Source organism: Zhongshania aquatica, from assembly GCF_027257955.1.
Taxonomy (GTDB): Bacteria; Pseudomonadota; Gammaproteobacteria; order Pseudomonadales; family Spongiibacteraceae; genus Spongiibacter; species Spongiibacter aquatica.
Window position 1 is genome coordinate 1 of sequence record NZ_JANZNQ010000016.1, and the last position, 20,471, is coordinate 20,471.

General features: G+C 48.4%; 20 protein-coding genes and 1 pseudogene. 7 read left to right on the top strand and 14 right to left on the bottom strand.

All coding sequences use genetic code 11. The features are described from left to right. From O9X78_RS14995 to O9X78_RS15010, 4 genes and pseudogenes are all read left to right on the top strand, one after another. The coding region (locus tag O9X78_RS14995) for a transposase domain-containing protein (protein WP_269618468.1) at window positions 1-99 on the top strand (99 nt) is incomplete at its 5' end. 30 nt (window positions 100-129) lie between these two features. Then, window positions 130-492, top strand: a pseudogene (locus O9X78_RS15000) (transposase); the annotation flags it as partial. Window positions 493-660: 168 nt separating this feature from the next. Further along, window positions 661-903 carry a type II toxin-antitoxin system Phd/YefM family antitoxin gene (locus O9X78_RS15005; RefSeq protein WP_269620537.1) on the top strand — a complete coding sequence of 81 codons (243 nt, stop codon included), beginning with the start codon at window positions 661-663 and terminating at the stop codon, window positions 901-903. After that, entirely contained in the window at window positions 900-1,163 is a 264-nt protein-coding gene (locus tag O9X78_RS15010) for a Txe/YoeB family addiction module toxin (protein ID WP_269620538.1), read from the top strand. Before O9X78_RS15005 ends, O9X78_RS15010 begins: the two co-directional genes overlap by 4 nt. A 200-nt stretch (window positions 1,164-1,363) precedes the next feature. Here the strand turns inward: O9X78_RS15010 and O9X78_RS15015 are convergent, their stop codons facing one another. The 8 genes from O9X78_RS15015 to O9X78_RS15050 form a co-directional block, all read right to left on the bottom strand. Then, window positions 1,364-2,281 carry an META domain-containing protein gene (locus O9X78_RS15015; RefSeq protein ID WP_269620539.1) on the bottom strand — a complete coding sequence of 306 codons (918 nt, stop codon included), beginning with the start codon at window positions 2,279-2,281 and terminating at the stop codon, window positions 1,364-1,366. 18 nt (window positions 2,282-2,299) lie between these two features. Then, window positions 2,300-4,090 carry a metallophosphoesterase family protein gene (locus O9X78_RS15020; RefSeq protein ID WP_269620540.1) on the bottom strand — a complete coding sequence of 597 codons (1,791 nt, stop codon included), beginning with the start codon at window positions 4,088-4,090 and terminating at the stop codon, window positions 2,300-2,302. A gap of 330 nt (window positions 4,091-4,420) precedes the next feature. Continuing rightward, window positions 4,421-5,410 carry a diguanylate cyclase domain-containing protein gene (locus O9X78_RS15025; protein WP_269620541.1) on the bottom strand — a complete coding sequence of 330 codons (990 nt, stop codon included), beginning with the start codon at window positions 5,408-5,410 and terminating at the stop codon, window positions 4,421-4,423. 258 nt (window positions 5,411-5,668) lie between these two features. Next, entirely contained in the window at window positions 5,669-6,466 is a 798-nt protein-coding gene (gene eutC / locus O9X78_RS15030) for an ethanolamine ammonia-lyase subunit EutC (RefSeq protein ID WP_269620542.1), read from the bottom strand. Further along, a complete protein-coding gene (locus tag O9X78_RS15035) occupies window positions 6,463-7,857 on the bottom strand; it encodes an ethanolamine ammonia-lyase subunit EutB (protein ID WP_269620543.1) in 1,395 nt (464 codons plus the stop codon). Before O9X78_RS15035 ends, eutC begins: the two co-directional genes overlap by 4 nt. A 133-nt stretch (window positions 7,858-7,990) precedes the next feature. Then, window positions 7,991-8,350 (bottom strand): DUF1428 domain-containing protein, encoded by a 360-nt coding sequence (locus tag O9X78_RS15040; protein ID WP_269620544.1) that lies wholly within the window; start codon window positions 8,348-8,350, stop codon window positions 7,991-7,993. Window positions 8,351-8,372: 22 nt separating this feature from the next. Beyond that, window positions 8,373-8,804, bottom strand: coding sequence for a VOC family protein (locus O9X78_RS15045; RefSeq protein WP_269620545.1), 432 nt, complete (start codon window positions 8,802-8,804; stop codon window positions 8,373-8,375). 26 nt (window positions 8,805-8,830) lie between these two features. After that, window positions 8,831-9,265: a YciI family protein gene (locus O9X78_RS15050; RefSeq protein WP_269620546.1), complete on the bottom strand. Its 435-nt coding sequence runs from the start codon at window positions 9,263-9,265 to the stop codon at window positions 8,831-8,833. Between the two features lie 197 nt (window positions 9,266-9,462). On the opposite strand from O9X78_RS15050, the gene yihG reads away from it, so the two are divergent. Continuing rightward, complete coding sequence (gene yihG, locus O9X78_RS15055; RefSeq protein ID WP_269620547.1) at window positions 9,463-10,368, top strand: 1-acylglycerol-3-phosphate O-acyltransferase, YihG family; 906 nt, start codon at window positions 9,463-9,465, stop codon at window positions 10,366-10,368. Between the two features lie 9 nt (window positions 10,369-10,377). On the opposite strand, the gene O9X78_RS15060 is transcribed toward yihG, so the two are convergent. Both O9X78_RS15060 and O9X78_RS15065 read right to left on the bottom strand, forming a co-directional pair. Beyond that, the gene (locus O9X78_RS15060) at window positions 10,378-10,716 is read right to left on the bottom strand and encodes a YciI family protein (RefSeq protein WP_269620549.1); all 339 of its coding nucleotides are present in this window, start codon (window positions 10,714-10,716) and stop codon (window positions 10,378-10,380) included. 94 nt (window positions 10,717-10,810) lie between these two features. After that, window positions 10,811-12,082 (bottom strand): RNA polymerase sigma factor, encoded by a 1,272-nt coding sequence (locus O9X78_RS15065; protein ID WP_269620550.1) that lies wholly within the window; start codon window positions 12,080-12,082, stop codon window positions 10,811-10,813. 596 nt (window positions 12,083-12,678) lie between these two features. On the opposite strand from O9X78_RS15065, the gene O9X78_RS15070 reads away from it, so the two are divergent. Further along, window positions 12,679-13,455, top strand: a complete 777-nt coding sequence (locus tag O9X78_RS15070; RefSeq protein ID WP_269620552.1) for a sulfite exporter TauE/SafE family protein — start codon at window positions 12,679-12,681, stop codon at window positions 13,453-13,455. Window position 13,456: 1 nt separating this feature from the next. Here the strand turns inward: O9X78_RS15070 and O9X78_RS15075 are convergent, their stop codons facing one another. The 4 genes from O9X78_RS15075 to O9X78_RS15090 form a co-directional block, all read right to left on the bottom strand. Then, window positions 13,457-13,933 (bottom strand): DUF3465 domain-containing protein, encoded by a 477-nt coding sequence (locus O9X78_RS15075; protein WP_269620553.1) that lies wholly within the window; start codon window positions 13,931-13,933, stop codon window positions 13,457-13,459. A gap of 99 nt (window positions 13,934-14,032) precedes the next feature. Beyond that, window positions 14,033-15,193, bottom strand: a complete 1,161-nt coding sequence (locus O9X78_RS15080) for an epoxide hydrolase family protein (protein WP_269620556.1) — start codon at window positions 15,191-15,193, stop codon at window positions 14,033-14,035. A 31-nt stretch (window positions 15,194-15,224) separates the two neighbouring features. Next, window positions 15,225-16,676: a coniferyl aldehyde dehydrogenase gene (locus tag O9X78_RS15085; RefSeq protein ID WP_269620557.1), complete on the bottom strand. Its 1,452-nt coding sequence runs from the start codon at window positions 16,674-16,676 to the stop codon at window positions 15,225-15,227. A 253-nt stretch (window positions 16,677-16,929) separates the two neighbouring features. Then, a complete protein-coding gene (locus O9X78_RS15090) occupies window positions 16,930-17,952 on the bottom strand; it encodes an AraC family transcriptional regulator (protein ID WP_269620559.1) in 1,023 nt (340 codons plus the stop codon). 330 nt (window positions 17,953-18,282) lie between these two features. On the opposite strand from O9X78_RS15090, the gene O9X78_RS15095 reads away from it, so the two are divergent. Beyond that, complete coding sequence (locus O9X78_RS15095; RefSeq protein ID WP_269620560.1) at window positions 18,283-20,430, top strand: 3-hydroxyacyl-CoA dehydrogenase NAD-binding domain-containing protein; 2,148 nt, start codon at window positions 18,283-18,285, stop codon at window positions 20,428-20,430. The last annotated feature ends 41 nt before the right edge of the window (window positions 20,431-20,471 follow it).

Below are 20,471 nucleotides of genomic sequence, written 5' to 3' on the forward strand. Positions count from 1 at the left end.
CTAGACCCGCAGGCTTACCTGAAAGACGTGATGGAGAAACTGCCGACACATCGCGCCTCAAACATTGGTGAGCTACTGCCGCACAATTGGCAGCCTTGATGTAAGGTGAGTTCGCCGGACGGTTACAAAAGAACAACGGAGGTTACAAAACGTACATTGGCTGCAGCGATAAAGAAACGCAATCCGGATAAGGGGCTTATGCTTCATACAGATCGTGGCGTCGAATACAGAGGCGCGGAGTATCAAAAGGAATTGCAGCGGTACGGTATATTGCACAGCTTAAGTCGCCCGGGGAAATGTACAGACAACGCACATATGGAATCATTTTTTCATATATTGAAAGGCGAGTTGATACGAGGAACTAGCTTTCAATCTGGCGATGAACTGAAGTATGCTTTGGCTCGTTATATCAACAACTTTTATAATAGTAAAAGGCTGCATTCGGGGATTGGTTACTATTCTCCAATAGAATATGAGCGAATGGCCGCATGAAAACTAATGTGTCCGTTTTATTGGGGTAAGATCACAAAATTACGTTGGCTTGGTTTCACTCCGCTTCACATTTTAGCCAACGAAATTTTGCCCATTAACAGGGCGTTATAGCCTGTCAGTTGACGAGGCGTACGTTTAAGCGTACTGTTCATGGACCGGAGGTGACTTATGACTACACTGAACGCTACAGAAGCCCGCACCAAGCTCTATGCCTTGATTGACGAGGCGTCTACCAGCCATCAACCTATTGTTATTACAGGGAAAAGAGGGAATGCTGTCCTCTTGGCGGAAGAGGATTGGAATGCCATAAACGAAACGCTTAACTTGCTGGCTGTGTCTGGCATGCGGGAGTCTATCCGCGAGGGTATCGAGGCTGGGCTTGACGAGTGCGATCAGGAGCTTGATTGGTGACTTGGAAGCTTTACTACACCAAGCAAGCTCAAAAGGATGCACGCAAACTTGCCTCGTCGGGGCTTAAGAGCAAAGCTCAAGAATTGTTACACATCATCGCGCAAGATCCCTTTCAGAATCCACCTCCCTATGAAAAGCTGGTTGGCGACTTGGTGGGAGCGTACTCCCGAAGAATCAATATTCAACATCGATTGGTGTACCAGGTACTGGAGGTAGATAAGGCGGTTAAAGTTCTACGGCTGTGGACTCACTATGAGTAATAGCTATAACAAATCAAAGCACTCGGGCTTGGTAAAGCTGTCACCTTTTTTTCCAAAAAAGCCGCCAACTTCACCAAGCGGGTGTCTGAGGCGTTATAAGGCAAGGGACGGTTAATCAAAATAGCCACAACTAGCAAGAATAATCCGATAATTGGCTTTACCAAAGACCTAGGTGAAGTCGATGTTGATTCCCCGCAACATCATCTGAACTTGACTATTCCACTGTCGTACTTGAGGTCAAAGATGAGTTCTCCGCGTCCGGTAAAGTGGAACGATTGTGTTTCTTGAAGTAATTTCAAGAATTCGGTTTCCTGCGAACCTTCGCAGTACATGCGCGTTGTACGAAACTCAGAAAACGCAATAGTATTATTCTCGGCGGTGTAGGTTCCGCCGGCCGTGTTGCAGTCAGTGGCAATCGCCACCGTGTTGGCGTCAGTAAAAGTAAGTGTGAAAGCGTCTTTTTTCTCAGGAATAATTTCTTTCCCATCCTTATATATGGCCTGCTGCCAGACCCATGGTTTCATCTCAAGCGTCATTACCTTCGGATCAGCCTCTCCCTCGAAATCTGTCGCCACCTCACCAAATTGCATAGATTGCGGATCAAGAATGAGATGCAGCGACTTGCCAATGGATGGCGGTGTTGTCATCGGTTCGTCCAGCTCTCTTTCAACAAAATTAACGATTACCTGTTTGCCTGGGCCCGACTCAGTGCTCTGTGGCGTTATGCGATCCCCTAAGAGGAGCGCTTGAGAGCCAACGTAGCCATTTTCTGTATTGAGTGCTGCGACGACATAAAAGAAGCTGCCGCTGCCACCTGTTTCCTGTGTTAGAAGGAAAACGGCATCGTCTGTATCATCGCCATTCAAATCCTTGAACAACTCATTGCCAAAATAGCGAGTTATGGCCGTAGATGCGGAATTGGGGGTTAATTCGGTCTCAGCAAAACCATTCACTAAGGTAATCACTTGGCCAGCAATCACATAAGTCGCATTTTTATAATCTAGCACGGCAACAGGATCAGCCTGTTTTTCATGATAGATATAAGAGTTAAATATAAAGAAGCCTGCTGCCAACAACAAAATGAAAATGGCCAAGGTAACTGTAAATAATTTATTCATGATGTGAGTGATGTCTTGTTAAAAATGCGGCATTGCGAAAATCAGTTCCACATTGCGATCCTCTGGGCGGCCTTCTCGCTTGCCACCTTGGGTACACAGCGCATCTAGGTTTGCCTCGCTAATGGCTGCCTGTACTGCGGCGGGATCGGTAAGATAAAGCGCGCATCGATCGTCTGCTTCCGCCAAGCGTTGTGGGTTTTCTAGGCTATGGCTTAATACCGGCCCACGAATAGTGCCGCTGCCGTCGCCATTATCAAATACTTCGATCAGGCGCTGCTGTTGGGGATGGTCGATAAGTGAGGCGGTTTCAATTTGCCAAAAACCACCGCAGTGTTGGCCGTGGCAATTGCTTACCGGTGCGGAAATTTCACCATTGCTACCCACTCCATCGTTCACTGCAAAAGCGCGAACACGATGCACATGGGTGTGGCCTGCTACCCAAGCAATCATATTGGGCCAAGATGCCAATTCCGCATTTAATTCAATAGCACTTACTTCTAGCGTTAGTAAGTCTGCGAACATGCCGTACTCGGCAAACGTTAAATCAGGATGATGAGAGAATACCATCACCAACTGCTGTTTTGCATAGGCGGTCGCCAACTCGGTTTTTAACCATTCGAATTGCGCCCGGTCCAGACTACCATCTGAGAGCGCAAAGGGGTTGCGCAACATGGCGGTGGGAACACGTGGGTCACGACCATCGATAATAGTGTTGAGAACAATCATGCGAAAACGCTGCTCGCCAGCGTCAAAGGCGTAGTAGCCATCGTTGCGATCGTCCTCATCCTCGAGGCGCGCGGCATCGACAAGGCCGAAACCGTGACCGAGGGGTTGCGATGAAGACTTGAAAAATTCCTGAATAAAATCATGCTGGCCGAGCATATAACGACGACCGGTAAGCAGAGATACTTCGTTCAAGGGGACATCGGCCGCGACCGTACCACGGAGATAGCCATCGTGATTGCCAAATGCCACAAACCACGGCATGGCGATGGCCTGATTAATACAGCCCTCGGCACCGTCGTCGCAGCGCAAAACCTCTGGCAAACCCGCCGCGCGCGTTACCGTCTGTCGCCTAGGATCGACGGAACCGTCTGCCGCGCGGCCACTAACAGCGGCTTGCTGTGTATTTTGTGCTTGCAGCAGTGTGCGCGTGGGTAAAAACTGATATGCCGGATCGTCAATATCCGGATCAATAGTTTGGGTGTCAGCCGTGCCCCTACCGGTAAAGCGAGTACAGGACAGATCGATCTGCTCGGCGGGTGCATCAGCACCTAGGGCGAGTGTGCAGGCTTCTTCAAAGGCGCTCATCTGATCGACGCGGCCATCAAGATTATCAATAAAGCGACGAGTTTCTGCGACTGTCGTCAGATCCGCAGAATCACCGGTGACTATCGCAAATTCTGCCGGGTATTGCGCATGGCAATTGTTTAGCGCTGAAATTAAATCGTTCAGCACTTCGTCTGAATATTCTTCCTGAAATCGCTGCGCGGACTCAAAGCTAGTGTAAAGCGGATCTAGTGCGCTGGCGCCGTTTAACAACTGACCGTCATCGTCAATAATGTGGTCGTCGGTCAGGTGTACAAAACGCAGCAGCAAGGCCGCGCTTGCTGGCCGACTTCCCGTCGCCAGCTCATTGCGAGTCACAAAGTCCTCGGCGCTCATATTATCGCAGACGGCTGGGCCATGCTTTTGGCTCGACGCGATATTATTCTCCAGAGGGGCGACCGCGCTGCCTGAATCAGAGTTTTTACAGGCAAGTAGGGTCAGTGCGCTGATCAATAGTAGGGCTTTGAAAGGGTGATTCATTCTTATATCCAGATGCGTATTATTGTTAGATGGCGCAGTTATGACACATATTACATCTTGCGTGACATAACATCTAACTATGTTCAACTGTTATAAGACGATAATGGCAGCCTGTGATTGCTGAAACCGCTATGCGAATACGAGTTCTACAGATTTAAGTTACTTTTTTAAAGAGGAAATCAGATCAATAGCTGGCTGCTGAGCTTGTAGAGAAACTCGCTGGCTTTCATTCAGATAGGAATTTTCTAAGTCCGCTTATTCTATTTTTCAGGTCGGCTCATAGTGCAACTTGAGCGATTGTAAAGTGGTAAAAAGTCATTAAGCGTTCTATTAATCTATTCTTTCTTCTTGTCTTTCGGCGTAGCGTTTTTTCTTCTTCCTGTCGTACATCACAATATCTGCATCGGTGAGAAACTTTTCTACGGTTGAGTGCTTTTCTGCATCGAATTCCGCGGTGCCGTAGCTGTATTGTAGGGGATGTAGCCATAGTTCGCGTTTGCTGAGAGCATCGATTTCGGTTTTAAATTTAATCATTGCTAACTCGGCATTTGCGGCACAGATATCTATCAATAGCGCCACAAATTGATGTTTGCCTACCCGAGCAACAAGTCCAGATTGCTCAAGCTGCGTGTTGAGGTATTCTGCAAAATAGGCCATTTTACGTTTGGTTTCGGCGCGACCACGCTTATCGTCGGCGTCGTTAAATTTATCTAATTCGATGAACACGAGTGATGCAGTGATATCTCGACGGGCGCATAAATCTAAGCCTTTTTCCGCTAATATCGAAAACCCTTTGCGATTGCTGATATGGGTTTGGGTATCGAGAACATCTAATTCCGGTTTAATAATCTCGCGCTCGACCATAAGGGTAAGGTCGCGGAAAACGTCGAGGTCGTCATCGTTGAATTCCCGTGGTCTGCGATCGATAAGGCAGAGGCTGCCTATTGCGTAGCCGCTTTCTGCACTGATAGGGCAGCCCGCGTAGAAACGGATATGGGGTGGGCCTGTTACGAGTGGATTGTCGGCGAATCGTTGATCATTTTTAGCATCCCGCACCATCATGATTTTTTTAGAATGTATGGTGTGGCCACAAAACGAGATAGCTCTCGATGTTTCGCGAACGTCTAAACCCATTGAAGATTTAAACCATTGGCGATCTTGGTCGATTAGGCTAACTAGGGCGATGGGTACGTCGAATAAGTTACTTGCGAAACGAGTGATGCGGTCAAAACGCTCTTCAAAGGGCGTGTCCAATATGTTCAGCGCATGTAGGGATGCTAATCGCTTATCCTCGTTGTTTTGGATTGTAGGACTTTGCACCTGGTTACCTCTGAATAAGTCATGCCTGAGCTTGTTTTGGCTAGAGATCTATGTGATTCGATTCTCCTGTGCACGTATTACTAGCTACTAGCGTAAACATGGCTAGCAACACTTTTTATTGGCAGAGCTAGAATAAAATGTAAGTTCAGTTACAGGTCTTCATTTTGACTTTATAGCGGTGAATGTCCCATAGGGGCTTATCCCTATTTTAGATTGGGTCTTAAATTTGATTGGGCTTGGTGAATGAAAAGGCTAGCTTTAGGGCTTTAAAAAGGGGATGGCATGGTTAGGCTGGTTATCTAGCAACAGTGATTGATCTTTAAGCGTAACACCGCTGACGCCATCCTTGAGGGCGGCGAGTGTTAAGTACATGCTGGTATCGCAAGCTTGCTGGTAGCTAAGACCACCGATTCGGATATTCGAAATGCAGTTGCGTTCAGCATCACGTATACCGCGACGGGGGGCGTAGCTTAAATACAGGCCCAAACTGTCGGGGGAGCTTAGTCCGGGTCGTTCGCCGATCAACACGATAACCAGTTTGGCCTTGAGCGCTTCACCAATGTCATCGCCCAGTGCGACCCGTGCTTGTGTGGCAATACTCAGTGGTGCAAGTAAAAGATTTTCGGCACGTAAGCGCGGTATCAGCAACGTGAGAAGCGGAAGCGCGTGGTTTTGTACCGCGGCGGAAGAGAGCCCGTCTGCAATGACAATGGCGATATCTGCGTTTTTATGTTCTGACGCGGATTGCCTGAGGATTTGCCACTGGGCTTCAGGTAGCCGCCGCCCTAAATCTGGTCGCTGCAAATAGCGCATGCGATTCTCGGCTTCGCTTACTAGCATGACTGGCTTGGCTGCGTTTGGGAAAGTTGCTGTGTAGGCGTCGATAAATGCCTGCGTATTGAAGGCGAGATGAACGGCGTCGCGGGCGCGGGCGTGGTCGAGCTGAAACTGTAAGTTGGCCGCCGTGGGCAGAGATACGCCTGTTCTTCCCAGCGCGATTCTTGCTGAGGTATATGAGCGCAACACCTGCCATGAATCGTTTTTTAGCTCGCTCATAATGGCCCCGCCAATGACAGCGCTTGTGCAAAACGAGGAGGTAGTTCTGAACCTGAAAACAACGCGCCGTGCTTGTCCATAATCTTTGAGGTTTGCAGCCACTGAAAAAATTCGGGTGCGGGTGGCAAGTTCAGTAGTCGACGAATGTATAGGGCATCGTGAAATGACGTGGTTTGGTAGTTGAGCATTATGTCATCTGCACCGGGAATACCCATGATGAAATTACCCCCCGCTGCGGCAAACTGGGTCAGTAGCATGTCCATATCATCTTGGTCTGCTTCGGCGTGGTTGGTATAGCAAATGTCGCAGCCCATTGGCAGGCCGAGTAGTTTTCCGCAGAAGTGATCTTCTAAGCCCGCGCGAATAATTTGCTTGCCGTTGTATAAATATTCCGGGCCGATAAAGCCGACCACCGTGTTGACTAGTAGTGGTGAAAACGCGCGGGCGACGGCATAGGCGCGCGTTTCTAGTGTTTGCTGATCGACGCCATGATGGGAATTTGCCGACAGAGCGCTACCTTGGCCGGTTTCAAAATACATGAGGTTATTGCCGACGGTGCCTCGCCCCAAGCTGAGTGCGGCAGACTGCGCCTCTGCCAATATTGAGAGCGTTACGCCGAAGCTGCTATTTGCTGCTTCAGTACCGGCTATTGATTGGAATACTAAGTCTACAGGCGCCCTCTGGTTGATGAGCTCCAAGGTTGTGGTGACGTGGGTGAGCACACAGGATTGGGTCGGGATGTCAAAACGCGTGATGAAATCGTCAAGCAGGTGAAGAAGGCGCGCCACGGTTTGGGTATTGTCGGACGCGGGGTTAATGCCAATGACGGCATCGCCACTGGCGTATAGCAAACCGTCGATGATACTTGCGGCAATGCCCGCAGCGTCGTCTGTTGGGTGGTTTGGTTGTAAGCGGGTAGAAAAATGATTGGCAAGACCGAGCGTATTCCGAAAGCGAGTAATCACTTCGCACTTTTTCGCGACTATAATGAGATCCTGTATTCGCATTAACTTGCTGACTGCAGCAACCATTTCGGGCGTTAGTCCGGGTGCTAATGCCTGCAGTGATTCCGTCGTGGCTGCGTCGGAAAGTAGCCAGTCGCGGAAGCCGCCCACGGTGAGATGGGCCACTGGCATAAACGCGGTCGCATTGTGACTATCGATGATTAAACGGGTGACTTCATCGTCTTCATAGGGAATAACCACGTTATTTAAAAAATGACGTAGCGGTAAATCTGCCAGTGCGTATTGCGCGGCTACCCGTTCTTGGTTATTGCTTGCTGCAACACCGGCTAGCACGTCGCCGGAACGGGCAGGTGTCGCCTTGGCGAGCAGGGTTTTCAAATCTGCGAAGACGTAGTGCTGTTGTCCGAGATTAACGCTAAATGGCATCGCTCACCCTTGGCAAAGCGTAAAAGCTGGGTTGCCTCCACTTACTGTGAGAGGCGGTGGGGATTCGTTAACGCGCCCACTGTCATTGAAGCTACCAAGCTTTCTTGCCTTGTGCAAAAGGAAAAGCAACGAGCTATAAAGCGACTCTGGTTTTAAAGCCGCCATAGATTAAGCGTTTTCCGTCGAAGGGCATTGCTTCTGGAGTCATTAATTTGGCTAAGCGCGGATCTTTCATCACTGCGTCATTGATACGGTCGCGGTCTTCGCGTGATGCGTAGACGATGTATGAAAACACCACTACCTCACCTTCTTCTAATTTCACGCTCTGGGGAAAAGAGGTATGGATGCCAGTTTTAACGTCATCCGCCACACACTCAATGTATTGCAGGGCGCCCAGTTCTTTCCAGACCTCACCGGCGACGCTGGCGATGTCGAAATAAGCATCGAGCTTATCTTTGGGCACTGGCAGGATAAATCCGTCTACATAAGTCATTTTTACGTCCTCTATTTTATTGCTATTTGCAGCTAGCTTGAGAGCCATCTGGCGCGGGCCCGTTCACCATCCAAGCAATGCCGAATTGATCGACAAATCTGCCAAAGCACTGTGACCAGAATGTGGCGCCAATGGGCATGGTGATTGTCCCACCTTCTGACAGGGCGGCGAATAGTCGCTCTGCTTCGATGATGTCTTCGACTTGGAGGGCAACACTGATACCAGCCGGCACCTCATACATGTCACTGGGTGCATCACTGCCCATCAATGTCAGGCCATTACCTGCATCTATTTGAGCGTGCATGATGTGGTGTTGGCTGTCGGCGGGGAAGTGTTCCGCAGCTGGCGTATCCCCCACGCTCATTAATACCGCGTCGACGCCTAAGCACGAGGCGTAAAACTCAAATGCCTGTCGACAGTTACCCGCAAAATTTAAGTAGGGATTAATTTTCATGCGTAGTCTCCTTTATGTCATTCGCGCTATTGCTGTTGCTGCTGTTGCTGTATCGCGTCGCGCAAACGGTCTTCCTGCTGTCGTAAGGCGGGGGTGAATTCCTCACCGAAGTCCTCTGCCTCGAATAGTGGACGAAGTTCAACATTGCGGTGTACGCCGTCGGTATTTGGAATTCGCTTTGCCCACTGTATAGCGTCGTCCATTGATGACACCTGCCAAATCCAAAATCCTGAAATTAACTCGCTAGTCTCGGCAAATGGGCCGGGTTCTATTTGCGGTTCGTCTGCGCCGAAATGTACACGAATACCCGCGCTGCTTGGGTGTAATCCTTCGCCGCTAAGAATAATGCCGGCGGACATTAGCTCCTCGTTAAATGAGGCCATGTCAGTGAGTAATCGCTCACTCGGTATTACCCCGGCCTCGCTACTTGGGCTTGCTTTCATTAACACCATGCACTTCATACTTCGCTCCTTAATGTTGTTGCTAATTTATAGTCGAAGCTAGGGTGGGTAATTCGACATTGGGATGAAAATATTTCTAGTGTGTGTGCCTCACTTGTTTTGATAGGGGTGCGCGACCCCATTGGGCTGAGACTTTTACTCTTACCTATCAATCGCATTACAATGGCAGCCATCATAAAAGTTACAGAGCTGAAACTATGCTGACATTCCTACCCACTTGGCTACGCGGCAGTCTGATTATGCTGCTGATTGTTTGCTCAACCCTGATTCTAGTTCCCTTTTTGCTGCTTGCAGCATTACTCAAGTTGCTGATTCCGTTAAAAGCCTCTCGTCGCTGTTTTACTATTATCTCCATTGAGATAGCGAATCTGTGGGTGGGCTTTAATAATCTGCTGTTGACGGTTGTGAATGATATTCAATGGGACGTGCAGGGCGCCGAGGGGCTTAATCCAAAAGACTGGTATTTTGTAACGTGTAACCATCAGTCGTGGGCTGATATTTTGGTTGCCCAAAAAGTGCTGTTTCGCAAAATACCCATGCTTAAGTTCTTTCTAAAGCAGCAATTAATTTGGGTGCCAGTAATTGGACTGGCGTGGTGGGCGCTAGACTTCCCGTTTATGAAGCGGTATTCCGCGGCGGAGATAGAAAAGAATCCGGCATTGAAAGGCAAAGACTTAGAAACGACTCGCAATGCCTGCGAGAAGTTTAAGTACACGCCAGTCACGGTGTTTAATTTTATGGAGGGCACCCGTTACACACCTGATAAGCATGCCGCCCAAGAATCGCCGTACCATTATTTATTGAAACCTAAGGCCGGTGGCGCCGCCTTTGTGTTGGGTGCGATGGGCGATCAGCTCCATACCTTATTGAATATCACTATTTCTTACCCGAGTGATGATCGTAGCTTTTGGCATTTTCTCTCTGGCCAAATAAAAAAGGTAGTTGTGCGAATTGAAAAGCAAACCATTCCGCCGCAATTCCTTAATCGTGATTATTTGAGCGATCAGCAGTTTAGAGAGCAATTTCAGCAGTGGGTGTCTGAATTGTGGCTGCAAAAAGACCAACTGCTTGTTCAGCTACATGGTAAGCCAGAGTCTACTTGAGACGCGGTCTTATTCGCCCGTTTGCAACTGACGAATTGGTCGCACTTCGATAGAGCCAACGCGGGCGGGTGGAATTTTAGCCGCCTTATCTAGGGCTTCATTAAGGTCGCGGGCTTCTAACAGGTAAAAACCGGCCAGTTGTTCCTTTGTTTCTGCAAAGGGGCCATCGGTAAATGTGGTTTTGCCATTGCGGATACGCAGAGTGGTCGCAGTCTCAACAGGCTGGAGCGCTTCACCTGCAATAAAATGCCCACTCTCCATTAAGCCTTCTACACACGTCATGCAATCGGCATCATTCATTTCGGCTATTTTTGCTTCTTCGCCATAAACTAAGCACAGGTATTTCATTTGGGTGACCCTCACTGATTCTTGTCGATATTTTTTAGTCGAATGCGCAGAGCCTGATTCGACACTTATATAAAAAATAAACGGAATTGCGTTTTCAATGCTTGGCTAGTTGTAAATTCATTTCTGATATCCGACGTTCTAAAAATATAATTTCTGGCTTTTGCTGGGCGCAGGACAGTGCAGTGCGATAGGCGTCGATCGCATGCTGATATTGCTCAAGTTGCCGGAAAAAATCGGCCCGTACTGCATGTAAAAGATGGTAGTCGCCCAGTGTCCCAGTGTTATAAATGGCGTCTACTACACGCATTCCTGCACCGGGGCCGTCACGCATGCTTACCGCAACGGCGCGATTTAGAGCGATCACAGGATTTGAACTAATACTTAGCAGTACGTCGTACAGACCGACAATTTCATGCCAGTCGGTATTGGCGCTAGAGCTAGCTTCGGCGTGAATGGCTGCGATGGCGGCTTGTATAGAGTATGGTCCATGGCGGCCATCTTTTAGGGCGCGGTGTACTAAGGCGACACCTTGCTCAATAAGTGACTTGTCCCAACGGGTGCGATCTTGATCCGCCAGTAAAATGAGTTCGCCCTGCGCGTCGCTGCGAGCCTCGCGGCGGGATTCTTGTAACAACATTAGCGCTAGCAAGCCTGAAATTTCTGTGTCGGCGTCTACGTCGCAATTCAAATTCAATAGCAATTTGGCTAGGCGAATCGCCTCGGAAGATAAATCGGCACGGGTTAAATGATCGCCCGATGACGCGGAGTAAGCCTCGTTGTACATCAGGTATAGCACCTGCAATACCGCGTTCATACGCTCAGGTAATTCTGGGCCGCTGGGAACCAGGTAGGGAATTTTTGCGTCGCGAATTTTCCCTTTCGCGCGCACGATTCGCTGGGCAATGGTTGTCGCCTTCGAGAGAAAGGCGCTGGCAATTTCTTCCGTCGTTAGGCCGCAAACCTCACGTAATGTTAGGGCGACACGGCTGTCTTCGGCAAGGGCAGGGTGGCAGCAGGTAAAAATCAGTCGCAGGCGGTCGTCTTCAATATCGTCATCGGCGAGCTTGGCGAAGTCTGGGGTGTCGGCTTCAAGCTGATCCGCTAAATCGTCAACGCCATCTACAAACCGAGATTGGCGTCTAATGAAATCTATCGCTTTAAACCGTCCGGTTGAAATTAACCAGGCGCGGGGGTTGGCGGGTAGGCCGTCTGTAGGCCATTGTTTTAATGCGGCGATAAACGCATCTTGCAGTGCTTCTTCCGCTATCTGAAAGTCGCCGAGAAGACGCAGCAAGGTCGCAAATACGCGGCGAGACTCCCGCCGATACACGTCCTCAATTAATTGATGTGTTAGCGCGTCGCTCATCGCCAAAACCCTATTTTGGAAGGTTATTAATAGCGCTAATACTAACCTAGCTACCTGCTAAAGACAGCAGCGCAGCTTCTGGAGCTTATCCTTTGAATGGTTGCGAGAATAAATTTAATGGGCGGTTGTGACAGAGGTTATAGGTGCGAGGCATGAATGCGACGCACCTGCGGATCTTGGTGTATTAATTAAACGGTGAGCTTTTTGTGGTGCTGGCTTTATCCTTCTTGGCTAATTTTTTCTCCTTTTGTGTTAACAAGGGCTTTTTCTTAGTTTCTTTATTACTTTTTTGTTCTTTACTCATTACCTGAACTCCATTCAGTGGGGCGGAAACGTCGTTGTGAGATGGCCCGCCGGTAAAGCGAATAGATATGTGGATGCATCACCGAGTAAACGGTGATGGCTATCAGAGTACGCCCTTTAATGGTTTTAGCTATAGCTTGAGACGATAATCGAAAAATATAGTTTTTTGGGCTAGGTATGGATTAGCAAATTAGACCTGTTCGGGGAGCAAGGCCTACCAATTGTCCGCGTGGCCACTTACAATTCCCGTTCGCGTTCCTCGCCTTGTCTAACACCCTAAGTCTTGGATACCCATGTCAGACCTTCACTACTATCAGTACCTGCTGATTGGCCTCATTTTTATCTGGAGTGGCTTTGTACGCTCTGGTCTTGGTTTTGGTGGCGCGGTGCTGTCACTGCCATTTTTATTGTTGGTGTATAACCAGCCTGTCGTGTTCCTACCGCTGATTTCGGTACAGTTGCTGGTGTTTTCGTCTATTACCCTCTTTCTTAATAATCGCAAATCTGAGGCAGCGAACCGCGTCCATCAAAGTACCGTTGATTGGCGCTACTTACGCTATATGCTGGCAATTATGATTGTGCCTAAGCTGCTCGGTGTTTTTGGCTTAATCACCCTGCCGGCTAACGTACTGAGTATTATTATTTTTGTAGTGGTGTCGGTTTACGCCATGACTTATATCTTTAATAAGCCCTTCAGGAGCAATAACAAATTTATTGATGCCTTGTTCTTGATGGCGGGTGGCTATATCAGTGGCACCTCGCTGATTGGGGCGCCCTTGATTATCGCCGTGGCCGCCCAACACATTGCTCGCGAACAACTGCGAGATACGCTGTTCGCCCTATGGTTTATTTTGGTCAGCATCAAACTCGCCGCCTTTATGTATGCCGGTGTCAGTCTGCAATTGATTCACCATCTCTGGTTGCTGCCCTGCGCGGCGATAGGTCATGTGATTGGTTTGCGTTTTCACACAAAAATGCTGAAAGCAGAAACGCCGGTCTTCTTTCGTGTGCTTGGCGTGACCTTGTTATTGGTTAGCGCGCTGGGTTTATGGAAAGCATTGGCGCCATAAACTACTGGTATTGGCGGCCACGATATTGCAACCAACCGTCAATATGCCGGCCGGCGGGGTCGCGGTGAGTCCAATGCACAACACCGCCTTGGCTATTCCATTCATACTCGCCATAGAACTCAACGCGATCACCTGCTGCCAATCCACCCAGACGTGGAGCAAGATCGATATTGTGAGCAATTAATACTGTCTGCCCCGACGCTAGTTTAATAATAAATCGTTGATGCTGACTGCCCTTGGTATCATCTGGGAGCACCTTAATGACAATGCCCGATCCGCGAACCTGCACATCACTGCGGCGCTGCTGAAACGCCTTGGCCAGAATGTCGTCAGAATTACTCGTCGCTGAGGTAGTCTTGAATTTTTCTGCCCACTCCGCTGGAACAATAGCAATAATCTCTGACGCAATACCGGGATTTTTTTGGTAGACGCTATACAGGGCCGCTAAGACTAAGGCGGTAATGATGACTTTCTTCATGATTTGTGGCTCTCTTCCCTAAGTATTTTTATATCCTAAAACAAAGTTCCGAAGAGAGCAGTAGAAATGGTTTTTATTGTGGCGAAAATATCAGCGCGTTTAGCGCAAGCTAGCAAAAAATTGCTGGATGTCTTTAAGTAAGGCCTCTGGCTCTTCCATTGCCGCGAAATGCCCGCCGCTATCCATTTCTGATAGCTGCTTAAGATTATAATAGTGCTCTATCCACGCCTTGGGTTGGCACAGAATTTCCTCTGGGAAAATAGCGATACCGCAAGGTGCCTCAACCACTGGGTGGCGGTTGTGGGAGGGAGTCCAGGGGCGGTGCGCAGCCTCGTAGTAGAATCTTGCCGAGGTACCAAAGCTATCGGTTAGCCAGTACAGCATGACAGTAGTGATCAAGTCGTCTTTTGAGAAACGACTTTCCACATTGCCTTTGCAGTCACTCCAGTCGCGCCGTTTTTCTACAATCCAAGAGCATAAACCGACGGGGGAATCACTTAAGGCGTTGGCTAATGTTTGGGGGCGAGTAGTTTGCAAGGCAAAGTAGCCGCCACCGTCGGTGAAAAACATGGCGTTCTTTTCGGCAATACCCATTTCGTTTTCACTGAAGAAAGATTCATCGACGCTACCGCCACTAAAGGTGTTTAGGGGCAACATGGTCGTGAAATGAGCGCCGATTAATTTGTCTGCATATTTGTGACCTAGTTGCGCAGTGATAATCGCACCCCAATCGTGGCCATGGGCTGCGAATTTTTTATACCCTAAACCCTCCATTAGTTTTACAAAAATGTCGGCAGTACTTGAAAAGTTAATACCCTCAGTTGTGAGGGGGGTAGAAAATCCGTATCCCGGTAGTGAGGGAATGACGACGTCGAAGGCGTCGGCCTCTTCGCCACCGTAGGCTGCTGGATCGGTAAGCGGATCAATCAGTTTTTGATAGTCCCAAAAAGTCCAGGGCCAGCCGTGGCTAAGTAGTAGCGGGGTGGGGGACGGGCCTTTACCTTTCTTGTGCAGAAAGTGTATAGGCATGCCGTCTATTTCAACGCGGAAATGGTCGAACTGATTCATTTCCTTTTCGTGCTTACGCCAGTCGTAGTCATTGCGCCAGTATTCAACTAGCTCATTTAAGTAAGTTGTATTGGTGCCGTATTCCCAGTTGGTGTTGCCAAAGTCAGGGGTAATGCGGGCACGCTTTAATCTTGATGCTAGATCGTCTAACCGCGATTGGTCGATATTGATAGTAAAAGTTTCGATGTTCATTTTGTGTTCTCGTAATGCTTTGTCGAATCTTCTAGCCCATCATTTTTTCAAGTAGTGCTAGCATCTTGTCGGTGTGTGGCGCTTTAAAAAATGGCGTTAAACTGAGCATGCCTTGCTTATAAAACCCCTTGCCGTGGCTAAGTTGACGGAAGCCATCGAAACCGTGGTAAGACCCCATTCCGCTGTGACCAACACCGCCCAGTGGCATGGTGTCTTGCAGAACGTGTGCGGCAATGTCGTTTACAACCATGCCACCTGATGTTGTATTCATTTTTAATAAATTAATTTCAGCTTTGGATTTGCCAAAATAATACAGCGCTAAGGGCCGTTCGCCGCGATTGATGTGGCTGGCGACGTCATTAATATTGGTGTAGGTTTTGATCGGCATTGCTGGCCCGAAAATCTCGTCCGTCATTATTTTGCAATCGTCAGCGGGATCGATAACAAGGGTTGGTGCAAGCTTGTGATTATGTGCAAGTTTGTCTAAACCAATATCGTCGCTGAGGGGAATGGTTTGGTATCCCTTGCTCATCGCTTCTTGGATATAGCCCGCAATACGTGCGCGATGACGTTCGTTAATGATTGAACCATAGTCATCATTGTCTGCCAGTGTGCCAAAATTATCGGTAACGAAATTTTTAGCTAGCTCGATAAATTGTGGCAATACTTCGGCTTGCACAAAAGTGTAGTCGGGTGCGAGACAGATTTGACCCGCGTTCATGGTTTTAAAGGTGAAAATACGTTCAACGGCTGATTTTAAATCGGCGCCTTGACCTATGATTACTGGGCATTTTCCGCCGAGTTCAAGCGTTAAAGGAACTAAGTTTTCGGCAGCGGCGCGCATGACGTGTTTGGCGACTGACGGGGCGCCAGTAAATACCAAGTGGTCAAAAGCCTGAGCAGTAAATGCAGCCGCTACATCTGGCCCACCGTTCACTACACTGATTTCTTCTGGGCCAAAATCTGCGGTGAATAACTCTTCTAATAAGGCCGATGTTTCTGGTGTTAGTTCTGACGGCTTTATGATAGCGCGGTTACCTGCGGAAATGGCGTTTCCCAATGGCGAAAAAGTCAGCTGTATGGGGAAGTTCCATGGCGCAACAATACCGACCACACCCATGGGTTGATAAAAAACGTGGGCGTCTGCGCCGAGTAAATTTAGCGGAAATTTAGCGCCTCTTTTTTCTGGCTTCATCCACTTTGCGGTATTTTTTCGGCAGTATTTCAAACTTTCTATAGGCACTAAAATATCAAAAACAACGCTATCGAAGTGTGAGCGTGCGCTGTAGTCACTTTTCAATGCGGCTGCTAGTTTTTGTTTGTTCTTGCGTAACATCGCGATTAGTCGGTCTAGCTTATCAATACGCGTTTTGGCGCTGGGATAGCCATCTTCAATAAAGCTAGTTCGTTGACGTTCGACAATGTCTTTAATTCTTTGAAAGTCGCTACCAGTCGTTGAGTCGGTAGTTAAAGCGCTGTTCATATTCGCAGTCCTCGGATTGAGGTAATGTTTGTTAATTAAGAGAGATTAATTTTTCTATCAGAGTGCCCGCGGAGGCCTGATAATTACTGAGATTGCTAGGGCTTATACCCTGAATCTACGGGACGCTAATTCGAATTATTCTTAATGCCGATGGCGTCAATGGTCTGCATTAGTAACGAAAAGATAATACTGATATTTGCACTTAATGACCTTTAAGTCAATAACGTGGGCGCCGTAGGTAGTGTGCTAACAATCAGTTCTGCAGCAGTTTCCGGAATTTTAGCGGTGTGTATCCGGTCCAGTTTTTGAAGGCGCGAATAAAGGCGCCAGGTTCGGTATAACCTGTTTTGTAGGCGATGCTCTCAATCGTATCTGTGCTTGATGCCAAGTAGTGAATGGCTAACTCGCGGCGAATATTAGCGCGTATTGTTTGAAAGTTAGTGCCTTCCCTTTTTAGCCGTCGCCTAAGGGTGTCGCTACTGATGCCCAGCATTGCGCTGGTATCCCGCAGGGCGGTGTTTGAGATTAGAGAATTGGGTAGATCGCTAAGCATTTGTCTAACCTGTAATGACAATTGCCCACTTTCATCTAGGGGTAGATACAATTTTGCCGGTGCGTGTTGTAAATAGTTTTCGAGTTCACTTTCGTTCTGAACGACAGGTCTTTCTAGGTAGGCCGTGTCGAAGGCTATTGCTGAATGATCTTGGTTGCTTAATACCGGGGCGCCGTAGAAGAGATAGTTGTATTCGTTAAAGGGCGGGCTCGGGTAATCGATATACACACCTTGGAGTGCGATGCGTTCGTTGATTAACCAACTGCTAAAACGGTGGGCAATCATCAAGGCGGATTCAACTGCGAAGTTGTTGGCGACCTTCATTGCAGGCCGTCGCGTAATGATCAGCTCGGTGCGGCGGTGGCTGGTGTTGAGTGAAAATTCAAAGCTGTTTTCAAATAAATTGCTAACATCAACATAGCGTTTTAAGGCCTCGCCTAGATTTTTTCCATGAACTACATTGATCGCAATTGCGCGATAGGTTCCTAGTCGCTGGGGCTTTTCGAGCAAGCCGTATTGCTCGTCGTTTAGCTGGCCACTGCTTAATCTACACAATTGAATAAATTGTTGTACTGGAATTCGTGCTTGTGGGTAGTTGAGTAGGCGGGGGTCGACACCGCATTTTCTCAGTAAAGCGGGTACGTTTATACCTTGCGATGACGGGCCTGCAAGGCTGCTGTTCACCGTCGCTATTGATATCGTTAGAGAATCAAAATTATCCATAGAAAACGATTCTACATTAATATTTGCATTTAAATGTTAATTTATTGTCCATTTTCTGATCATTGTAAGAAAGCCCCCGATATTTCAAACTTCCGCTCCGGCGTGCTTTCAGAGCATTTCTGGCTTACTCCGTATTCATAGCAAGGCGAGCGCGAGGTATGTCGTGAGCAAAGCCGCATATATTTGTTGAGCCATTTGTACCCGGCAGAAAGGGTAGCCGGGAGGTTGGTTCATACGGCTGCTATCGCGCAACCTGTCCGGCGAGAATCCGGACTAAAACCGAGCTAATCAATCATTGGTCATGGTGTTAAAAAGGCAGGACAGTTTCGAATGACAGATTCATTCAAGTACGAAAAAGACAGCAGCAATATAGTGACCGTCACTATGGATATGCGTGGCAGCGTTAACGCGATAAACGACGAGTTTATTGACGCAATGCGTAGCACGCTAGACCAGCTTAAGGCCGAAACCGATCTTGTGGGTGTGGTTATTACGTCGGCGAAAAAAACCTTTATAGCCGGTGGTGACTTGAATGATTTAGCCGCCGCACAGCCGGGCGAAGAACAAGGCGTATTCATTCGTACCGAAGGAATAAAAGCGTTATTTAGAGAAATAGAAAAATTACCCGTACCGGTTGTCGCCGCGATTAATGGCGCCGCGCTTGGCGGGGGATTGGAAGTTTGTTTGTGCTGTAATTATCGTCTTGCCGTCGATTCCCGCGCAGTCATGGTGGGTCTTCCCGAAGTTGGTTTGGGATTGCTGCCCGGTGGCGGCGGCGTGGTGCGATTAACCTCATTACTGGGTTTTGAAAAAGCACTTCCATTTTTAATTGAAGGCAAAAAGTTAGGTGCCGTGTCTGCGGTTGCAGCGGGCTTGATTCATGAAACGGTAGCGACACAGCAAGAGTTATTGCCGCGCGCTAAAGCTTGGATTTTGGATAACCGCGAGAGCACGGTTCAGCCCTGGGATGTGAAGGGGTTTAAAATTCCAGACGGTGGTGAAGAAAATGCCACTATTCGTCAAAACATCGAATTTGCTGCAGCCGAATTGCAAAAGAAAACCCGTGGATTGTTGCCTGCGCCTGTGATGATTTTAGACATCATGGTAGAGACCTTGCGTGTAGATATAGATACTGCGCTGCGTTTCGAGAGCGGTCAATTCGCTCAATTGGTTACGACGCCAGAAGCCAAGAACATGATCAACGCCTTCTTCTTTCAAATGAATCAAGTGGCCGGTGGTCAAAGTCGCCCGCAGGGGTTTGAAAAAAGCACCGTGTCCCGTTTAGGTATTCTTGGCGGCGGCATGATGGGACAGGGCATCGCCATGTCTGCAGCAATGGTTGGCATTGATGTTGTTATTAAAGATGTCACCATAGAGTCTGCTGAAAAAGCCAAAGCGTACTCAGAGAAAGGCCTGGCTAAGCTGGTTCAGAAGGGAAAAATGACTGAGGCCGCAGCGGCCGATGTGCTCGCCCGTATAAGTCCAAGTGTGAGCAATGATGATTTACAGGGCTGTGATTTTATTATCGAAGCCGTGTTCGAGAGTGTTGAACTCAAACACGCGCTAACAAAATCTACCGAGTCGTGCTTAGTCGAGGGTGGCGTTTGGGCATCTAACACCTCTACCCTGCCAATTACGTCGCTGTCCAGCGCGAGTAGCAAGCCAGAGAACTTTATTGGTATGCACTTTTTCTCGCCGGTAGACAGAATGCCCTTGGTAGAAATTATCTGCGGTGAAAAAACCAGTGACGAGACGCTGGCCAAAGCCTTTGATCTAACTCGCCAATTAAAGAAGACGCCAATTGTTGTTAACGACTCACCGGGTTTTTACACCTCACGCACCATCAGTACGCCTATTCAGGAAGCGGCCCAGCTAATAGCGGAAGGCGTAAGTGCAGTGCGTGTTGAGTCGGTGGGAAAATCTGTTGGTTGGCCGGTTGGTCCTCTTGCATTGCAAGATGAAGTCAGCCAAAAGTTGTCTTTAGATATTATTGATGCTCAAATCAGTATGGGGCTTCGTAAGGCGGAAGATGATCCGACGCCAGAAGGGACCGCATTGATGCGCGACTTGCTAAACGAGCACAAGCGCGGCGGTCGAGTGCATGGCGGCGGCTATTACGACTACAGTGAGTCAGGCAAACAAATCTGGAGTGGTTTGCGTGAGCTGTACTTGAAAGAAGACGTTGATCTTAGTGTGAGTGACCAGGATGTTCGCGACCGCTTATTGTTCCGTCCCGTAATCGAAAGTCTCGTGTGCTTAGAAACGGGTGTATTAAGAACCGTAGCGGATGGCAATATCGGTTCAATAATGGGTATAGGTGCGCCAACGTGGACGGGTGGGTATTTGCAGTTTGTGAATACCTACGGTGTGCAGCGGTTTGTTGACCGATGCAGAGAGCTTGAGGCCACGTACGGCAAGCGCTTTACGCCTCCCCAAATTGCCATTGATAAAGCCGCGGCGGACGAATTGTTCGTATAGAACTATAAACATGGCCAAGCGTGTTGCTTGGTCTAATCAAC